The organism is Streptomyces sp. NPDC048258, assembly GCF_043201995.1.
In the GTDB taxonomy this organism is placed as follows: Bacteria; Actinomycetota; Actinomycetes; order Streptomycetales; family Streptomycetaceae; genus Streptomyces.
This window is the reverse complement of the sequence record NZ_JBICZH010000004.1, coordinates 583,022-597,336: the sequence shown is the minus strand read 5'-3', so window position 1 is coordinate 597,336 and position 14,315 is coordinate 583,022. Positions and strand designations below refer to the sequence as shown.

10 protein-coding genes and 1 pseudogene are annotated in these 14,315 nt (G+C 74.5%); 5 read left to right on the top strand and 6 right to left on the bottom strand.

Going from position 1 to position 14,315, the window contains the following annotated elements; translation table 11 throughout:
* Positions 1–5: 5 nt before the first annotated feature.
* Complete coding sequence (locus ACGFYQ_RS13395) at positions 6–1,049, bottom strand: hypothetical protein (protein ID WP_393743156.1); 1,044 nt, start codon at positions 1,047–1,049, stop codon at positions 6–8.
* A gap of 198 nt (positions 1,050–1,247) precedes the next feature.
* On the opposite strand from ACGFYQ_RS13395, the gene ACGFYQ_RS13390 reads away from it, so the two are divergent.
* The gene (locus tag ACGFYQ_RS13390; protein ID WP_393743154.1) at positions 1,248–2,552 is read left to right on the top strand and encodes a phytase; all 1,305 of its coding nucleotides are present in this window, start codon (positions 1,248–1,250) and stop codon (positions 2,550–2,552) included.
* Positions 2,553–2,677: 125 nt separating this feature from the next.
* Here the strand turns inward: ACGFYQ_RS13390 and ACGFYQ_RS13385 are convergent, their stop codons facing one another.
* The gene (locus tag ACGFYQ_RS13385) at positions 2,678–3,841 is read right to left on the bottom strand and encodes an FAD-dependent oxidoreductase (protein ID WP_393743152.1); all 1,164 of its coding nucleotides are present in this window, start codon (positions 3,839–3,841) and stop codon (positions 2,678–2,680) included.
* Positions 3,842–3,887: 46 nt separating this feature from the next.
* The gene (locus ACGFYQ_RS13380; protein ID WP_393743150.1) at positions 3,888–4,487 is read right to left on the bottom strand and encodes a TetR family transcriptional regulator; all 600 of its coding nucleotides are present in this window, start codon (positions 4,485–4,487) and stop codon (positions 3,888–3,890) included.
* A gap of 99 nt (positions 4,488–4,586) precedes the next feature.
* On the opposite strand from ACGFYQ_RS13380, the gene ACGFYQ_RS13375 reads away from it, so the two are divergent.
* Complete coding sequence (locus tag ACGFYQ_RS13375; RefSeq protein ID WP_393743148.1) at positions 4,587–5,570, top strand: aldo/keto reductase; 984 nt, start codon at positions 4,587–4,589, stop codon at positions 5,568–5,570.
* 137 nt (positions 5,571–5,707) lie between these two features.
* On the opposite strand, the gene ACGFYQ_RS13370 is transcribed toward ACGFYQ_RS13375, so the two are convergent.
* Positions 5,708–6,208, bottom strand: coding sequence for a hypothetical protein (locus ACGFYQ_RS13370; protein WP_393743146.1), 501 nt, complete (start codon positions 6,206–6,208; stop codon positions 5,708–5,710).
* Between the two features lie 80 nt (positions 6,209–6,288).
* Here ACGFYQ_RS13370 and ACGFYQ_RS13365 point away from each other — a divergent pair, with 80 nt between their 5' ends.
* Positions 6,289–8,862, top strand: coding sequence for an MDR family MFS transporter (locus tag ACGFYQ_RS13365; RefSeq protein ID WP_393743144.1), 2,574 nt, complete (start codon positions 6,289–6,291; stop codon positions 8,860–8,862).
* A 10-nt stretch (positions 8,863–8,872) separates the two neighbouring features.
* Here ACGFYQ_RS13365 and ACGFYQ_RS13360 read toward each other — a convergent pair.
* Both ACGFYQ_RS13360 and ACGFYQ_RS13355 read right to left on the bottom strand, forming a co-directional pair.
* Positions 8,873–10,062 (bottom strand): annotated as a pseudogene (locus ACGFYQ_RS13360) (anhydro-N-acetylmuramic acid kinase).
* A 56-nt stretch (positions 10,063–10,118) separates the two neighbouring features.
* The gene (locus ACGFYQ_RS13355) at positions 10,119–11,453 is read right to left on the bottom strand and encodes an MFS transporter (protein WP_393743301.1); all 1,335 of its coding nucleotides are present in this window, start codon (positions 11,451–11,453) and stop codon (positions 10,119–10,121) included.
* A gap of 193 nt (positions 11,454–11,646) precedes the next feature.
* Here ACGFYQ_RS13355 and ACGFYQ_RS13350 point away from each other — a divergent pair, with 193 nt between their 5' ends.
* On the top strand, positions 11,647–12,069 hold the full coding sequence (locus ACGFYQ_RS13350) for a YjbQ family protein (RefSeq protein WP_393743142.1): 423 nt from the start codon (positions 11,647–11,649) through the stop codon (positions 12,067–12,069).
* Between the two features lie 92 nt (positions 12,070–12,161).
* A complete protein-coding gene (locus ACGFYQ_RS13345; protein ID WP_393743140.1) occupies positions 12,162–14,285 on the top strand; it encodes an FUSC family protein in 2,124 nt (707 codons plus the stop codon).
* The last annotated feature ends 30 nt before the right edge of the window (positions 14,286–14,315 follow it).

Below are 14,315 nucleotides of genomic sequence, written 5' to 3'. Positions count from 1 at the left end.
GCGTGTCAGGCGCCGTCGCCGGTCTCCGTCGGCAGGTCCTCGAACGCGGCCAGGGCGTCCGTCAGCGTATCGAGCGTCTCGTCCGCCAGGTCGCGCAGGAAGGCGGGGCACACCCAGGCGTCCAGGGGCTCGTCCCCGCCTGCTCCGCCGTCTTCCTGACCCTCTTGGACGTCCTCCTCGTCCTCCTCGTCCCACCCGTGATCCTCGGATATCTCGGCACGGCCGCCCGGGCTGCGCAGGAGGTAGCCGACCCGGTTCGCGTGGTCCGGATCGTCGGTGTCGGGATGCTCACCGGGGCCGTGGGCGCACGGACCGTCGCTCAGCAGCGCGACGGCGGCCTCGACTCCCTTGATCATCGCGTCGATCACCGAGCGCTCGGTGATCCGCTCCGACGCCGCGTACCAGCAGGTCGCGTTCATGGTCACGAGGTAGCCCGCCAGCACTCCGCGGGTCGGCCGGGTGGGGAGGCAGGCGGCCTCGTCGGCCAGCACCTCGTGCGGATCGCAGTAGGGGTAGTCGTTCACGATCCCCGACAGGGTGCTGATGCAACTGTGGTGGTACTTCGGCGCGCCCACCGGGATACGACGGACGGTGAGCGGGGCGATCACGTCCGCGGCGAGGCGCGCCCAGCCCGCCACGTTGCCCGGGCACAGCACCCGCCCGGGGTCGATGTCGCCGTCCCGCGCCGGGAGTTCGCCGGTCAGCAGTCCGTCGTCACCCAGCCAGATCTCGTCCTCCATCGAGTCCATCTCAGCCTCGTACGGGTGGTCCTCGTGCGAGCAGGCCCGGCCGCCCAGCTCCTTCGCCGCGGCGCGCAGGGCGTCGAGGGCGGCGCGCTCGGCCGCCTGCCCGGGACGCCAGGCGAGATGGCCCGACATCGCCAACAGTCCGGAGACCCACACATGCGCCTGCTCCCCGCCCGGGTCGGCGGAGAGCCTGCGGGCGCAGTCCAGGACGAAGGGGTCCGCTTCGTCCGCCGGGGACGTGTCGCGGATGTGCTGCCAGGCGCCGGCGAGCTGCTCGACAGTGAGGTCGGTAATGTCAATCACGACGGACACGACGAAGCCGTCGTACGGTGCGGTTCCCGGTTCTCCGTTCCCGGTTCGGACTCGGCCGCCCGCCTGCCCGCCGCCGCCCGATGCAGTGTTCATGTCAACGCCACTCCGGGATGGCTGTTCGCTGGGACGCCGGTCACGAGGCGTGCCGATCGTGGTCACGATCTGTTCCCGACGTGAAGGAGCCACTTCGTGCCCCTCCCCCGCATCCGACGGTCGAGCGTGATCGCCGGCCTCGTCGCCCTCGCGGCGCTCACCGCGACGGTGCCCGCGCAGGCCCACACCCCTCGGACCGCCTCGCTGCCGGCCGTCACCCCCCGGGCCGAGACCGCCCCCCTGTACGACGACGAGGCCGGCGGCAACGCGAACGCCGACGACCCGGCGATCTGGCGCAACGCGGCGGACCCCGGCCGCAGCCTCGTCCTGGCAACGGCCAAGGAGGGAGGACTGCGGGTCTACGACCTCGACGCCCAGCAGGTCCAGGCCGTGCCCGCGCCGAGCGGGCCGGCACCCGGCGACGCACCCGGCCGCTTCAACAATGTGGACCTCGTCCACGGGCTGCGGCTTTCGACGGGCCGCGTCGACCTGGCCGTGACGAGCGACCGCGGGAACGACCGGCTGCGCTTCTACCGCATCGACCCCGCCCGGCCCGGCGGGCCGCTCACCGACGTCACCGACCCGGCGGTCCGGCCGGTCTTCTCCGCCGACCAGGCCGAGGTCAACGAGCAGCGGACGGCCTACGGCCTCGCCACGTGGACCGACCGGGCCACCGGCCGTGCCTACGCCCTCGTCAGCCGGCGCGAGACGACCACCATCGCTCTGCTCGAACTCGTCGCCACCGGCTCCGGCACCGTCGACTACCGCAAGGTCCGCACGCTCGACCTGCCTTCCTCCTTCCGTCTGCCCGACGGCGCTTCCTGGACACCGTGCCTGGAGCCCGGTGAACTGCCCCAGGTCGAAGGCATGGTGGTCGACCCGGCCGACGGCACGCTCTACGCGGGCCAGGAGGACATCGGCATCTGGCGCCTGCGCGCCGACCTCACGACGACCCCGCAACTGATCGACAAGGTCCGCGAGTACGGGCGGCCCGGCACCTACGACGAGGAGACCGAGGAGTGCGCGCCGGGGCCCGACCCCGGATTCGGTGGCCGTCGGCTCGCCGCCGACGTCGAAGGGCTCACCCTGATCACGCAGCCCGACGGCGACGGTTACCTGCTCGCGTCGAGCCAGGGCGACAACACCTTCGCGGCCTACGACCGTGAGGTCGACGAGGACAACGAGTACGAGGGCGGTTTCCGCATCCCCGCGTCCGGCACGCTGGACGGCTCCGAGGAGTGCGACGGCGCCGCGGCCCTCAACGCCCCCCTCGGGAGCAAGTACCCCAAGGGTCTCCTGGTCGTCCAGGACGGCCACGAGACGCCGCAGGCCACGGCGCGCACCGCCACCGGCTTCAAGTTCGTGGACCTCGGCAAGGTCCTGCAGGCCCTGGACGACTGACGGGGCACGACGGATAGCCGCCGCCGGCCCGAGGAGCGCTCCGGCCGCGACTCGGACCGGCCGCTGTCCCGTCCGGTCCGCTGACGCCGCAACGGCGGATCGCGCCGGGAGGGGTGGTGGCGGGTTCAGGAACCGGCCGGGCGCGGGCCGGCGACCGCCTCGGCGAGCAGGCGGCGCCCGCCCGGAGTGGTGAGGACGCCGCGCAGGGCCGTGTCGCGTACGGCGCGGGCCGGTGCCGAGCGCAGCGTCCAGGCGCGGGTGGCGAGGTCGGTGCGGGCGAGCACGCGCAGGGCGTCGGCGCGGCGGGCACGGCGCCAGGCCGTGAGCGCGTCGGCCGCCGGGCCGCCGCGGGCGGTCGCACCGGGCAGCACGGCGGCGAGGGAGACGGCGTCCCGCAGGCCGAGGTTGAGTCCCTGCCCGCCGACCGGGCTGCACACATGGGCGGCGTCGCCGATCAGCAGTACCCGCCGGCTCCCGTGGGGTGCGGCGAGGCGCCGATGGGTGCGGAAGGTACTGGTCCAACGGCATTCGCGGACGGTCGCCGTCCATCCCCGGGCCGCCGCCTCGGCGGCGAGCACCGCCGGGTCGTCCGCGCCGCTCGGCGCGGGGCCGTGCGGCAGGTGCAGGACCACCCGGGCCCAGCCGTCGAGGTGCATCGGCAGTACCACGAGCAGGCCGCGCGGTCCGCCGATCATGTGCACGCGCGCCGGGTCCAGCGAGGGTCCCTCGACCCGCAGGTCGGCGAGCTGCCAGGTGCCGGAATGGGTCCGGCCGCGAAACGCCGTACCGGCCAGGGCGCGCAGGGTGCTCGACGCGCCGTCGGCCGCCACGACCCAGCGGGTGCGCAGCGGGTCGAGGGCGTCGGACCGTACGGTGACGCCGTCGGCGTCCTCGTCGACGGACCGGACGGCCGTCGCGCGGTGCACGCGCACCCCCGCGCGCTCGGCCTCCGCGGCGAGCAGGCCCTCGGTCGCGCATTGCGGGACGGTCAGGATGTACGGGTACGGGGAGCGCAGCCGTGCCAGGTCGAAGCCGCCGAGCCTGCGCCCTCGCGACCACATCTCCACCGTGTCCACGCGCCGGCCCAGCAGGTGCAGCGACTCGGCCGGCCCGCTGGGGGCCAGGGCCTCCAGGGTCCGCGCGTGCAGGTCCGTCGCCCGGGACTCGGTGACCGGACCGGGGCGGCGTTCCAGCACCACCACACCGAGCCCCGCCCGGGAGAGCAGCAGCGCGGCGCTCAGGCCGACCGGCCCGGCCCCCACCACCGCGACATCCGCGTCGACCGCCATGGCGGCACTCTAAGCCCTGTCGGCAACGTCGCGGGCCCGGCCGGCGCTACGTGGACGACAGGCCCTGGTCCCCGGACGGCGTGGTGATCCGGCGTACGGACTCCACCACCGCCGCCCGGTGGCGGGCGAGCTGTTCGGGCGCCCAGTCGGTGCCCGTCTCGCCGACCGCCGGACCGCCCACCGCCCCGAACCACGCCTGAGACAGGGCCATCACCAGCGTCAGCACGTCGGTCGCGGACATCCCGGCGTCGATCCGGCCCGCTTCCTGGGCATGCCCCACTGCCGCGATCTTGCCCTGGTAGGACGCCGCCGTCGCGTCCGTGGTCCCCGGACGCTCCAGCTGCTTCCACAGCACCAGCCGCATCAGCGACGGCCGCGCGACGAGGTGGTCGAAGACGTCGCCCGCGTAGCCGGGCAGGTCGTCGGCGTCGAACGGCACGGACTCCGAGCCCGTCTCCAGCGCCTGCTGGAGCACGGCGTCGAAGAGCTGCTCCTTGTTGCCGTAGTAGACGTAGATGAGCCGCTTGTTCGCCTGCGCGGCCTCGGCGATGCGGTCGACCCGCGCCCCCGCGATGCCGTACGTGGCGAACTCGGAGAAGGCCGCCTCGAGCAGGCGGGCCTTGGTCGCGCTGGAATCCCGTGCCATGCCTCACACCCTAGCAAGTAACTATCTGGTTATTGACATGGCCCGCAGGCGCGGTGCATGCTCTATCTATCCAGTTAGTTACCTATCAGGGAGACCACGATGGAGATCCGCGCACTGGGCAGCCAGGGACTGAAGGTCGGCGCCGAAGGGCTCGGCCTGATGGGCATGAGCGCCCACTACGGAGCCACGGACGAGACCGAGTCCCTCGCCACCATCGACCGCGCCCTGGAGCTCGGCGTCACGCTGCTCGACACCGCCGAGGGCTACGGCCCCTTCCTCAACGAGCAGCTCCTCGGCAAGGCGCTGGCCGACCGCCGCGACGCCGCCGTGATCGCCACGAAGACCGGCGTCGAGTTCACCGACGACGGCGCCTTCCGCGGCCACAACGCGACCCCCGAGTACATCCGGCGCTCGGCCGACCGCTCCCTGCGCCACCTGGGCACCGACCACATCGACCTCTACTACCTGCACCGCATCGACCCGAACGTGCCCGTCGAGGAGAGCGTCGGCGCGCTGGCCGAGCTCGTCGCCGCCGGCAAGGTACGGCACATCGGCCTGTGCGAGGCCGCGCCCTCCACCATTGCCCGCGCCCACGCCGTGCACCCGCTGGCCGCCGTACAGACCGAGTACAGCCTCTTCGAGCGCGGCATCGAGCACGACGGCGTCCTCGACACCCTGCGCGAGCTGGGCATCGGGCTCGTGGCCTACTCCCCGCTCGGCCGGGGCTTCCTCTCCGGCGCCATCACCAGCCCCGACGACTTCGCCGCCGACGACTTCCGCCGCACCGACCCCCGTTTCCAGGGCGAGAACTTCCACCGCAACCTGGCCGTCGTCGACCAGGTGCGCCGCCTCGCCGCCGAGAAGGGCGTCACGCCCTCGCAGCTCGCGCTGGCCTGGACACTGCGTCAGGGCGCGGTGCCCATCCCGGGCACCAAGCGCCGCCGCTACCTGGAGGAGAACGTCGCCGCTGCCGCTGTGACGATCAGCGACGCCGACCTGGCCGCCATCGACGCCGTGGCCCCGCACGGCGTGGCCTCGGGCGACCGCTACGCCCCCGAGCTGATGAAGTCGCTGAACGGCTGACCGCGCAGGCCGAACACGTACGCATGTCCGACGGAAGGGCCTCGGCACCGTCGTCGACATCGAGTGGAACTTCGGGGCGCCGGGCCCGACATCCGCGAGAACGGCCGGTCGTGGACGTACGACGGGGCCGCACGGGTTCAGCGGCCGCCGCGGTGGTCGTAGACGGTGAGGGACAGGGTCTTCATCGCGGCCTGGGCGCGTTCGGCGTCCAGGCCCTGGTCGACGGCTTCCAGAGCGGCGGCCGCCGACACCCGTACGGCAAGGGGCAGGCCGTCGTAGGCGGCGACCCGGTAGGCGACGGTGCGGCGGGCATCGCGTTCCGCCTCGGTCACACCGTCCGGGGTGAGGGGGAAGACCGCGGACTGGTAGGTCGCGATGCTCACGAGGACCGCGTCGGCGATCCCCTCCGCGTACCCGTCGACCCGGGCGGCGCCGCGCTCGGGCCGGAAGAAGTCCACCACCTGGCGGCGGGAGAGGAACGAGCCGATCCCCGCGCCGAGGCCGGCCGCGCCCCCGGCGACCACGGCCGTCATCCGGCCGCCCAGGAGAAGACCGAAACAGGCCCCGCCGACCGCGCCGCACATCACCAGCACGAACGTGATCATCAGGTGCAGGCGGGTGGCGATCGTGGACGTCATGCCCAGCAGTATGCACAGCACCCGGGAACGATTCGCCTGATGGCCCCGCCCCTATGGGATGGCTGTACTAGCTTTCTCCCGTGGACCAGTTGATCGCCGGAGACCCGACCCGCATAGGCCCGTACCGTCTGATCGCCCGGCTGGGCGCGGGCGGTATGGGCCTGGTGTATCTGGGTCGCTCCGAGGGCGGCCGCACCGTGGCCGTGAAGGTCGTGCAGGCCGAGTACGCCGGACACCCCGAGTTCCGGCGGCGCTTCGCCCGCGAAGTGGCGGCCGCGCGGCGGGTGGGCGGGAGTTGGACGGCGGCCGTGCTCGACGCCGACCCCGAGGCCGCCGTGCCGTGGGTGGCGACCCAGTACATCCCGGGGCCGGACCTGCGCACCGTGGTCGCCGAGGACTTCGGGCCGTTGCCCGAGCACTCGGTGCACACCCTCGCCAACCGCCTCGCCGTCGCCCTGCAGGCCGTGCACAAGGCGGGCCTGATCCATCGTGACCTCAAGCCGTCCAACGTCCTCGTGACCGTCGACGGCCCCCGCGTCATCGACTTCGGCATCGCCCGGGCGATGGACAGCCTCGCCGGGGACAGCCTGCACACCCACACCGGCATGCTGATCGGCTCCCCCGGCTTCATGTCGCCGGAACAGGTCCGCGGCCTCGAACTCACCCCCGCCAGCGACGTCTTCTGCCTGGGTGCCGTCCTCGTCTACGCCGCCACCGGGCGCCTGCTGTTCGGCGCCACGGACACCGGCCTGAACGCCCACCTCTTCAGGATCGCCGAGGAGGAGGCGGACCTGACCGGTGTACCGGAGACGCTGGTCGACCCCGTGCGCGACTGTCTGCACAAGGACCCGGCGAGACGGCCCACCCCCGAGCAGGTGGCCGCGCGCACGGCGACGGATCAGGCCGCGGAGTGGCTGCCGGGCGCGGTTCTGGCGCAACTCGGCCGCCATGCGGCCCAGTTGCTGGACTACGCGCCCGCAACACCCGATGGATCCCGCGCCGAAGCCCCCGCCGGGACACCCGCCGGCCAGCCGGACCCCCGTGTCCCGTCCGCGCGGCCCCAGGCCCAGAACCGAGCCCAGCCGCTGCCCCCTCCGCCCGCGTACGCCCCGACGGCCCCCGCGTACTCCGCCCCCGTGCAGGGGTTCGGACCGCCCCCGGGCCCACTCCCCGGCGCCTGGTCCGCGCCCCCGCCTCCGCCCTTCCTCGCGGACTCGGCCGCCCCGCATCCCAGGCGCTGGTGGGGCCTGGTCGTGATCGCCCTGGCGCAGCTGATGGTGCTGCTCGAAGCGACGACCTTCAACATGGCGGTCCCGTCGATCCAGGCCGACCTCCACCTGCCCGCCAGCGGTCTGGGCCCGCTGTTCAAGGCGTACGTGTTCGCCTTCGGAGGCCTGGTGCTGCTCGGCGGGCACCTCGCGGACCTCGTGGGGCGCAAACTCCTCTTCGTCGTCGGCCTGGTCGGATGCGCGGCGGCCTCAGCGCTCGGCGGCTCGGCCGGCGATTCCGGCATGCTGCTCTGGGCCCGCGCCCTGCAGGGCGTCTTCGGCGCGCTGCTGACACCGTCCGCGCTGGCCCTGGTGGCCACCGGCTTCACCGACCCGAAGGAGCGCGGCAGGGCCTTCGGGATCTACGCCGCGATCGCGGGCGGCGGTTCGGCACTCGGGCTGCTCACGGGCGGTTGGCTCGTCGAGCTCCTGGACTGGCGCCTGTCCCAGTACGCCGTCGTCCCCCTCGCCCTGATCGCCCTGGTCGGCGCCTTCACCCTGGTGCACGACCGCCCGGGCCGCACCGGAGCCCGCTTCGACGTGCTCGGGGTGCTGCTCGGCACCGGCGGGCTCGCCGCCCTCACCTACGGGCTCACCGAGGCCGAGCCGCGCGGCTGGACCGACCCGCTGGTCCTGGTCCTGCTCGTGGGGGGCGTCGGCCTGCTGGCGGCCTTCCTGTGGTGGCAGACCAGGACGTCGAGCCCGCGCCCCTCTCCGTACGGCGGCGTCACGGCCCGCGACCGCATCGGCTGCATCCTCGTCCTGTTCCTGGCCGGCGTCGGGATCGTCGCCTCGTACCCGCCCCTGACCTTCTACCTGCAGAGCGTCCTCGGCTACGCACCGGCCCTGTCCGGCGTGGCCTTCCTGCCCATGGTCGCCGCGATCGTCATCGGCTCGACCCAGGTCTCCGCCCGCCTGCTGCCCCGCGTGGCGCCCCGCGTCCTGATCGTGGCGGGCCTGGTCACCACGGCTCTCGGGCTGTTGCTCCTGACCGGCCTCAAGGCCGACGGCGCGTACGCGACCCACGTCCTGCCCGGGATGCTCCTCACCGGCTTCGGCATCGGCCTGGCCCTCATGCCGGTCTTCGCCACCGCGACCGCCGGCATCGTCCCGCAGGCCTCCGGCGCGACCTCGGCGACCCTCACCATGGCCCAGTACGTGGGCGGCGCGATCGGCTCGGCGCTGCTCAGCAGCGTCCTCGTCACCCGCCTGCGCGATTCGTCGTGGCCGTCCGGACCGATCACCGGAGCACTGCTGCGCGGCTACGTCAGCACCCTCTGGTGGGCGGTCGGCGCCCTGCTGCTCGCGGGTCTGATCGCCGGTCTGATGATCACCGCCAGGGCACGCGAGGGCGAGGCATCGCCCGTGGACCCGACAGGCTGGTGAGAGGTCCGGGTCAAGGCGCGATCGCGGACGGCCGGGAGGTGGTCGGTGGCGGGGTGACCGTCAGGGTGTGCGGCGCCTCCGCGAGCGGCGTGGGCAGGCGCAGCGGCGTACGGCCCGGGGTGAGGGAGCCGAGGACCCGGGGGCCCGCCGCGCCCGTGCACTGCGGCACGGTGCCCGGCAGGCCGTGCAGGGTGAGGTAGCCCAGCACGGCGAAGGCGTACGCCTCGTTGGCGGCGCTGGGCAGCCCGACCGCGTCCGAGGTGCGCAGCCGTACCGCCGCGCCGAGTTCCTGTCCGAGTGCGGCCATCAGGACGGGGTTGCGGGTGCCGCCGCCGGAGGCGAGCACCTCGGTGACTCCGTACGGGCGCAGCGCGTCGGCGACGGTGCGGGCGGTGAGCCGGGTGAGGGTGGCCAGGACATCGGGGGCCGCGAGCGGGCCGACCGCGTCCAGGGCCGTACGCAGGTAGCCGGAGTGGAACAGCTCCCGGCCGGTGGTCTTGGGGGCGGGCAGAGCGTAGTAGGGCTCGGCGAGCAGACGGTCGAGCAGCGGCCGGTGGACGGTGCCGCGGGCTGCCAGGCGGCCGTCGGTGTCGCGGTCGAGGCGTCCGGCGGTGAGGTGGCGGGCAGCCGCGTCGAGAAGGGCGTTGCCGGGCCCGGAGTCGAAGGCCTCCGGAATGCCGTCCGGGGTGAGCACGGTGGCGTTGGCGATGCCGCCGACGTTCAGGGCGGCCGGTACGCCGGGGTGTCCGCGGAGCAGCATGCGGTCGATGAGGCCGATCAGGGGCGCGCCCTGCCCGCCGGCGGCGACGTCCCGGGTCCGGAAGCCGGAGACGACGGGGAGTCCGGTCGCCTCCGCGATCCACGCGGGTTCGCCGAGCTGCAGGGTGCCGTGGACCAGGCCGCCGTCCGCCCAGTGGAAGACGGTCTGACCGTGCGAGGCGATCAACTCGGCATGTCCCTCACAGAGTTCGCGGTCGGCCCGGGCGGCGACACGGGCGAAGGACTGCCCGATCCGGGTGTCGAGGCGGCACACGTCGGCGAGGGTGGTGCGACCGGGCGGGAGCGCTGCCGCCAGCGCGTGGCGCAGCTCCTCGTCGTACGGCTCGCTGACCATGCCCAGCGGGGTGAGGCGCAGTTCGCGTCCGTCGCACGTGATGCGGGCGGCGCGGCGTCGACGGCGTCGCAGGACGTGCCGGACATCAGGCCGATGACGGTGGTCGGCGGCGTCGCCGGTGCGGGCGGCGCGGCGTGTCGGGTCATCGCAGTGGCCTCAGGTGGTCGTCGGGGCGCAGGGTGAGCAGGGCGGGTACGGACAGCGCGCAGGCGGCTGCCGCGTAGAGGGCCGGGATGTCCGGGTCGCCGGTGTGCCGTACGAGCGTGGTGACGATCAGGCCGGCGCATCCGGAGAAGACGGCGTTGGAGAGCGCGTAGGCCAGGCCCAGTCCCGTGCTGCGGACGCGCGTCGGGAACATCTCGGCGAGCAGGGCGGGGCCCGGACCGGCCAGGAGTCCGATCATCGCACCGGCCGCCGCCAGCAGTGCGGCTTTCGCCGCGACGGAGGTGGTGGGGTCGCGCAGCAGGTGCAGGATCGGTACGGCGCTCAGGACGACGAGGACGGACCCGGCGAGCATGACGGTGCGCCGCCCGATCCGGTCGCTGAGCGCCCCGGCGGGGAGGATCGCGGCGGCGAACCCGAGGTTGGCGATGAAGGTGGCGGCCAGGGCCTGCTGGAAGGTGGTGCCCAGAGTGGCCTGGAGGTAGGAGGGCAGGACGACGAGGAAGGTGTATCCGGCCGCGGACCAGCCCATGATCCGGCCGACGCCGAGGACGACGGCGCGGGTCGTGCCGGCCGCGCCCGGGGTGCCTGCCCGGCCCGGGGTGCCTGTCCGGCCCGGGGTGTCGGCGGTCTCGGGCGCGCCGTCGCGGGCCCGTCCCCGTTCGGCGGGTGCGGCGTCGGCGCCGGGCACCGCGGTCTCCGGCAGTCGCAGCCGCAGCCACAGGGCCACGGCACCGAGCGGCACGGCGAGCAGGAAGGGGATGCGCCAGCCCCAGGCGTACAGGGCGCTCTCGGAGAGCAGGGTCGCGAGGCCGGCGGCGACGCCCGCGCCGGTGAGGAGTCCGAGCGCGACGGTGAACGACTGCCAGGCACCGTGGCGGCCGCGCCGGCCCGGTGGTGCGCTCTCGGTCAGGAGGCTGACCGCTCCGCCGAACTCTCCTCCGGCGGACAGGCCTTGGACACTGCGCAGCAGGGTCAGCAGCCATGGTGCGACGGCGCCGGCGGTGGAGTACGCGGGCAGTAGTCCGATCAGGGTGGTCGCACCGGTCATCAGGGAGACGGCGAGGACGAGCGCGGGCCGGCGGCCCGCCCGGTCCGCGAGCCGCCCGAAGAGCAGCGCGCCCAGCGGGCGGAAGAAGAAGGCGATGGCGAAGGCGGCGTAGGTCGCGATGAGCGCCTGGGCCCGGTCGCCGCCGTCGGGGGTGAAGAAGCGAGCCGCGATGACGGTGGCGAAGGAGCCGTAGACGCCGAACTCGTACCATTCCACGAAGTTGCCGACGGACCCGGCGACGAGAGCGTGCCGGGCGGACGGCATACGGACGGGCACGGGCGGCACGGCGGGCGCGGCGGACACCGCGGGCCGGCTCTGTGGGCGGGGGGCGGGACGGGCCACAGTGGCTGGCTGCCCGGCCGGACGCCTGTCGATGCGTGGAGCGGCCGGAGTTCAACGGATCGGGCGCACGGTGCGGCGGCCGCGACGCGTGCGGGGGCCGCGAGACGATGGACGGATGGCAGACACCTTCACCAGCCGGACCGTCGACGTCCACACCGGCGCGTCGGAAACCGTCCACGACCTGACCGCAGCGTGTGCGGAGTTCCTGAGGGAGGCCGCCCGGGGGCGGGACGGGCTGCTCAATGTGTTCACCCCGCACGCGACGGCGGGACTGGCCGTCATCGAGACGGGCGCCGGCAGCGACGACGACCTGCTGGAGGCCCTGCGTACGCTGCTGCCCGCGGACGACCGCTGGCGGCACCGGCACGGCTCCCCCGGGCACGGCCGGGACCATGTGCTGCCCGCGTTCGTGCCGCCGCACGTGACGCTGCCGGTGGTCGGCGGCGAGCTGGCGCTGGGCACCTGGCAGTCGGTGGTGCTGGTCGACACCAACCGGGACAACCCCCGCCGCACCGTGCGGCTGTCCTTCCTGGGCTGACCGGTGCCGGCGGCACCCGCCTGACCGGCTTGTCAGTCAGTAGGTGGCGGCAGTAGGTGGTGGCTTCCCGTGGGCGGCCCGATGCTGGAGTCATGGGCGCCGAACGGAACGGAGGCGCTGGCCGCGGCCCCGCGAGCGCGGCGCAGCGGGCGGTACGCACCACCCTCGCCGCGTGTGCCGGGTTCTTCGTGTGCCTGTACGGGCTGGACCGGCCCGTGGCGGCGACGTACGCCCTGTTCTCGGTGGTGTCGATGGCGGCCCTCTCCCATGTCCCCGGCACCGGGCGCCAGCGTGCCGCCGTCATGGTCAGGACGACGCCCGCGGCCTGGGCGCTGGTGACGGCCGGCACCTTCCTCGCGGTGCGGACCTGGAGTGCCGTGGCCGGCATGCTGCTGGTCGGCTTCGTCCTGGCCTTCGTGGCGGCGGCCGGGCCCCGGGCGGCGGGCGCCGCTCCCGGGCTGCAACTTCTCTACATCCTGCCGTGCTTCCCGCCCTACGCGCCGGACACCCTCGGCGAGCGCCTCGCGGGGGCGACCTTCGGCCTCGCGCTGCTGGTCCTCGCCGAGACCTTCGTGCTGCCCGAGCCGCGCGCCCCCTCCTACCGGCGGCTGGCCGCCGAGGCGGCCGACACCATCGCCCGCTGTGCCGCCGAGCTCGGCCGCGCACCGTACACGCTGTCCGCCGCTTCGGCGGAGGAGGCCCGGGCGGCGGGCGAGTCGCTGCGGCCCTTCCGGGTCGCGGAGGCCGACCGACCCGCCGGGCCGGGCCTGCGGGACCGCGCCCTCGCCCACGCGGGCCTGGCCGCCCGCACGCTCCTCAGCCGCCTGGCGAACCTTCCCGCGCCGCCCCCGGGCGGCGTGCCGCCGGAGGGGCCGGACGTACTGCTCGCGGTCGGCGCGGCCGCCACCGAGACCGCGGCCCTGCTCAGGGGCACGGAGGACGCGACGGACGCGGCCGACGGCCTGCGGCGCGTACGGGAGGAGGCCGCTGCCGCGGCGGCGAAGGAGCAGCTCCCGTCCGCCGCGCGGGGCCGCCGCCTGGCGACGCTGATGGAGGTGGCGGACGCCGCCGTGGCCTTCACGACGGCGGCCGAACTGGCGGTACGGGGCCGGCGCGCGCGGCTGCCGGCCGAGATCGACACGGCCCGCTTCTGGTACGCCGGTCGGAGTGCGCCCCGTCTGTGGTGGCACCGGCTGGCGGCGCACGCCGGTCCTCGCTCGGTGTACTTCCAGAACGCCGTCCGGATCAGCCTCGCGCTCGCGGCCGCCCGTACGCTCGCGGGCGTGGAGTCGCTGCCCCATGGCTTCTGGGCGATGCTGGCCGTGCTCAGCCTGACCCGGACCACGGCCTCGCAGACCCGGGTGACCGTACGTCAGGCACTCACCGGCACCCTGCTCGGCGCCCTGGTCACCGCCGTCCTGCTGGCCCTGATCGGCGGCCGCACCACTGTCTACGCCATCGCTCTGCCGGTCGTCATGCTCGTCGCGTTCCGGGTGGGTCCGGTGCGGGGCGTGGGCTGGGCCCAGGGCATGTTCACCCTCGTCGTGGCCTTCGTCTTCGCGCAGCTGGCCCCGGTGACGTGGCGGCTGGCCGAGGTCAGGATCCTGGACGTGGTCGTCGGCAGCCTCATCGGCATCGTGTTCGGGCTGCTCGCGTGGCCGCGGGGCGCGCAGGAGGAGCTGCACCGGGCGGTCGCGCTGCTGCTGACGCGGTCCGCCGAGACGGTCGACAGCGCCACGGTCGCCGTGGTGGTGGGCCGGCCGGGAGGGGCCTACGACGACCGGCCGCTCCAGCACGCGCTGACGCTGGCGGAGTCCGCGTACGCGCAGCGCCAGAGCGAGCCCCGGTTGCCCACCGACTCCGCTCCGGACTGGCACGCGGCCATGATGACGGGCCATCACGCGCTGTGGGGATCGCGGCGGGTGCTCGGCCGCAGCGGTCCGGCGCTCGGGCCGGAGAAGGGGGCGGGGCTGCACGGCCGAGCCACCGGGGTGGCCACCCGGCTGCGCGAGGTGGCGGAATGGGCGGGTACGGACCCGGCGGCGAGCGGACCGCCCACACCCAGGCCCGACGCCTGGCCCACGCCCGGGCCCGATGCCGGGCCCGACGCGCCGCCGGGTGCCGCCCCCCTGCGGTTCTTCGCGGCCCTCGCCTGGCTCGACTCGCTCACCATCGACATCGAGCGCATGACGGCACCCGCCCGCTCACCGCGGTGATCTGGCCGGCGGCGGGCGGACGGCTCCCGC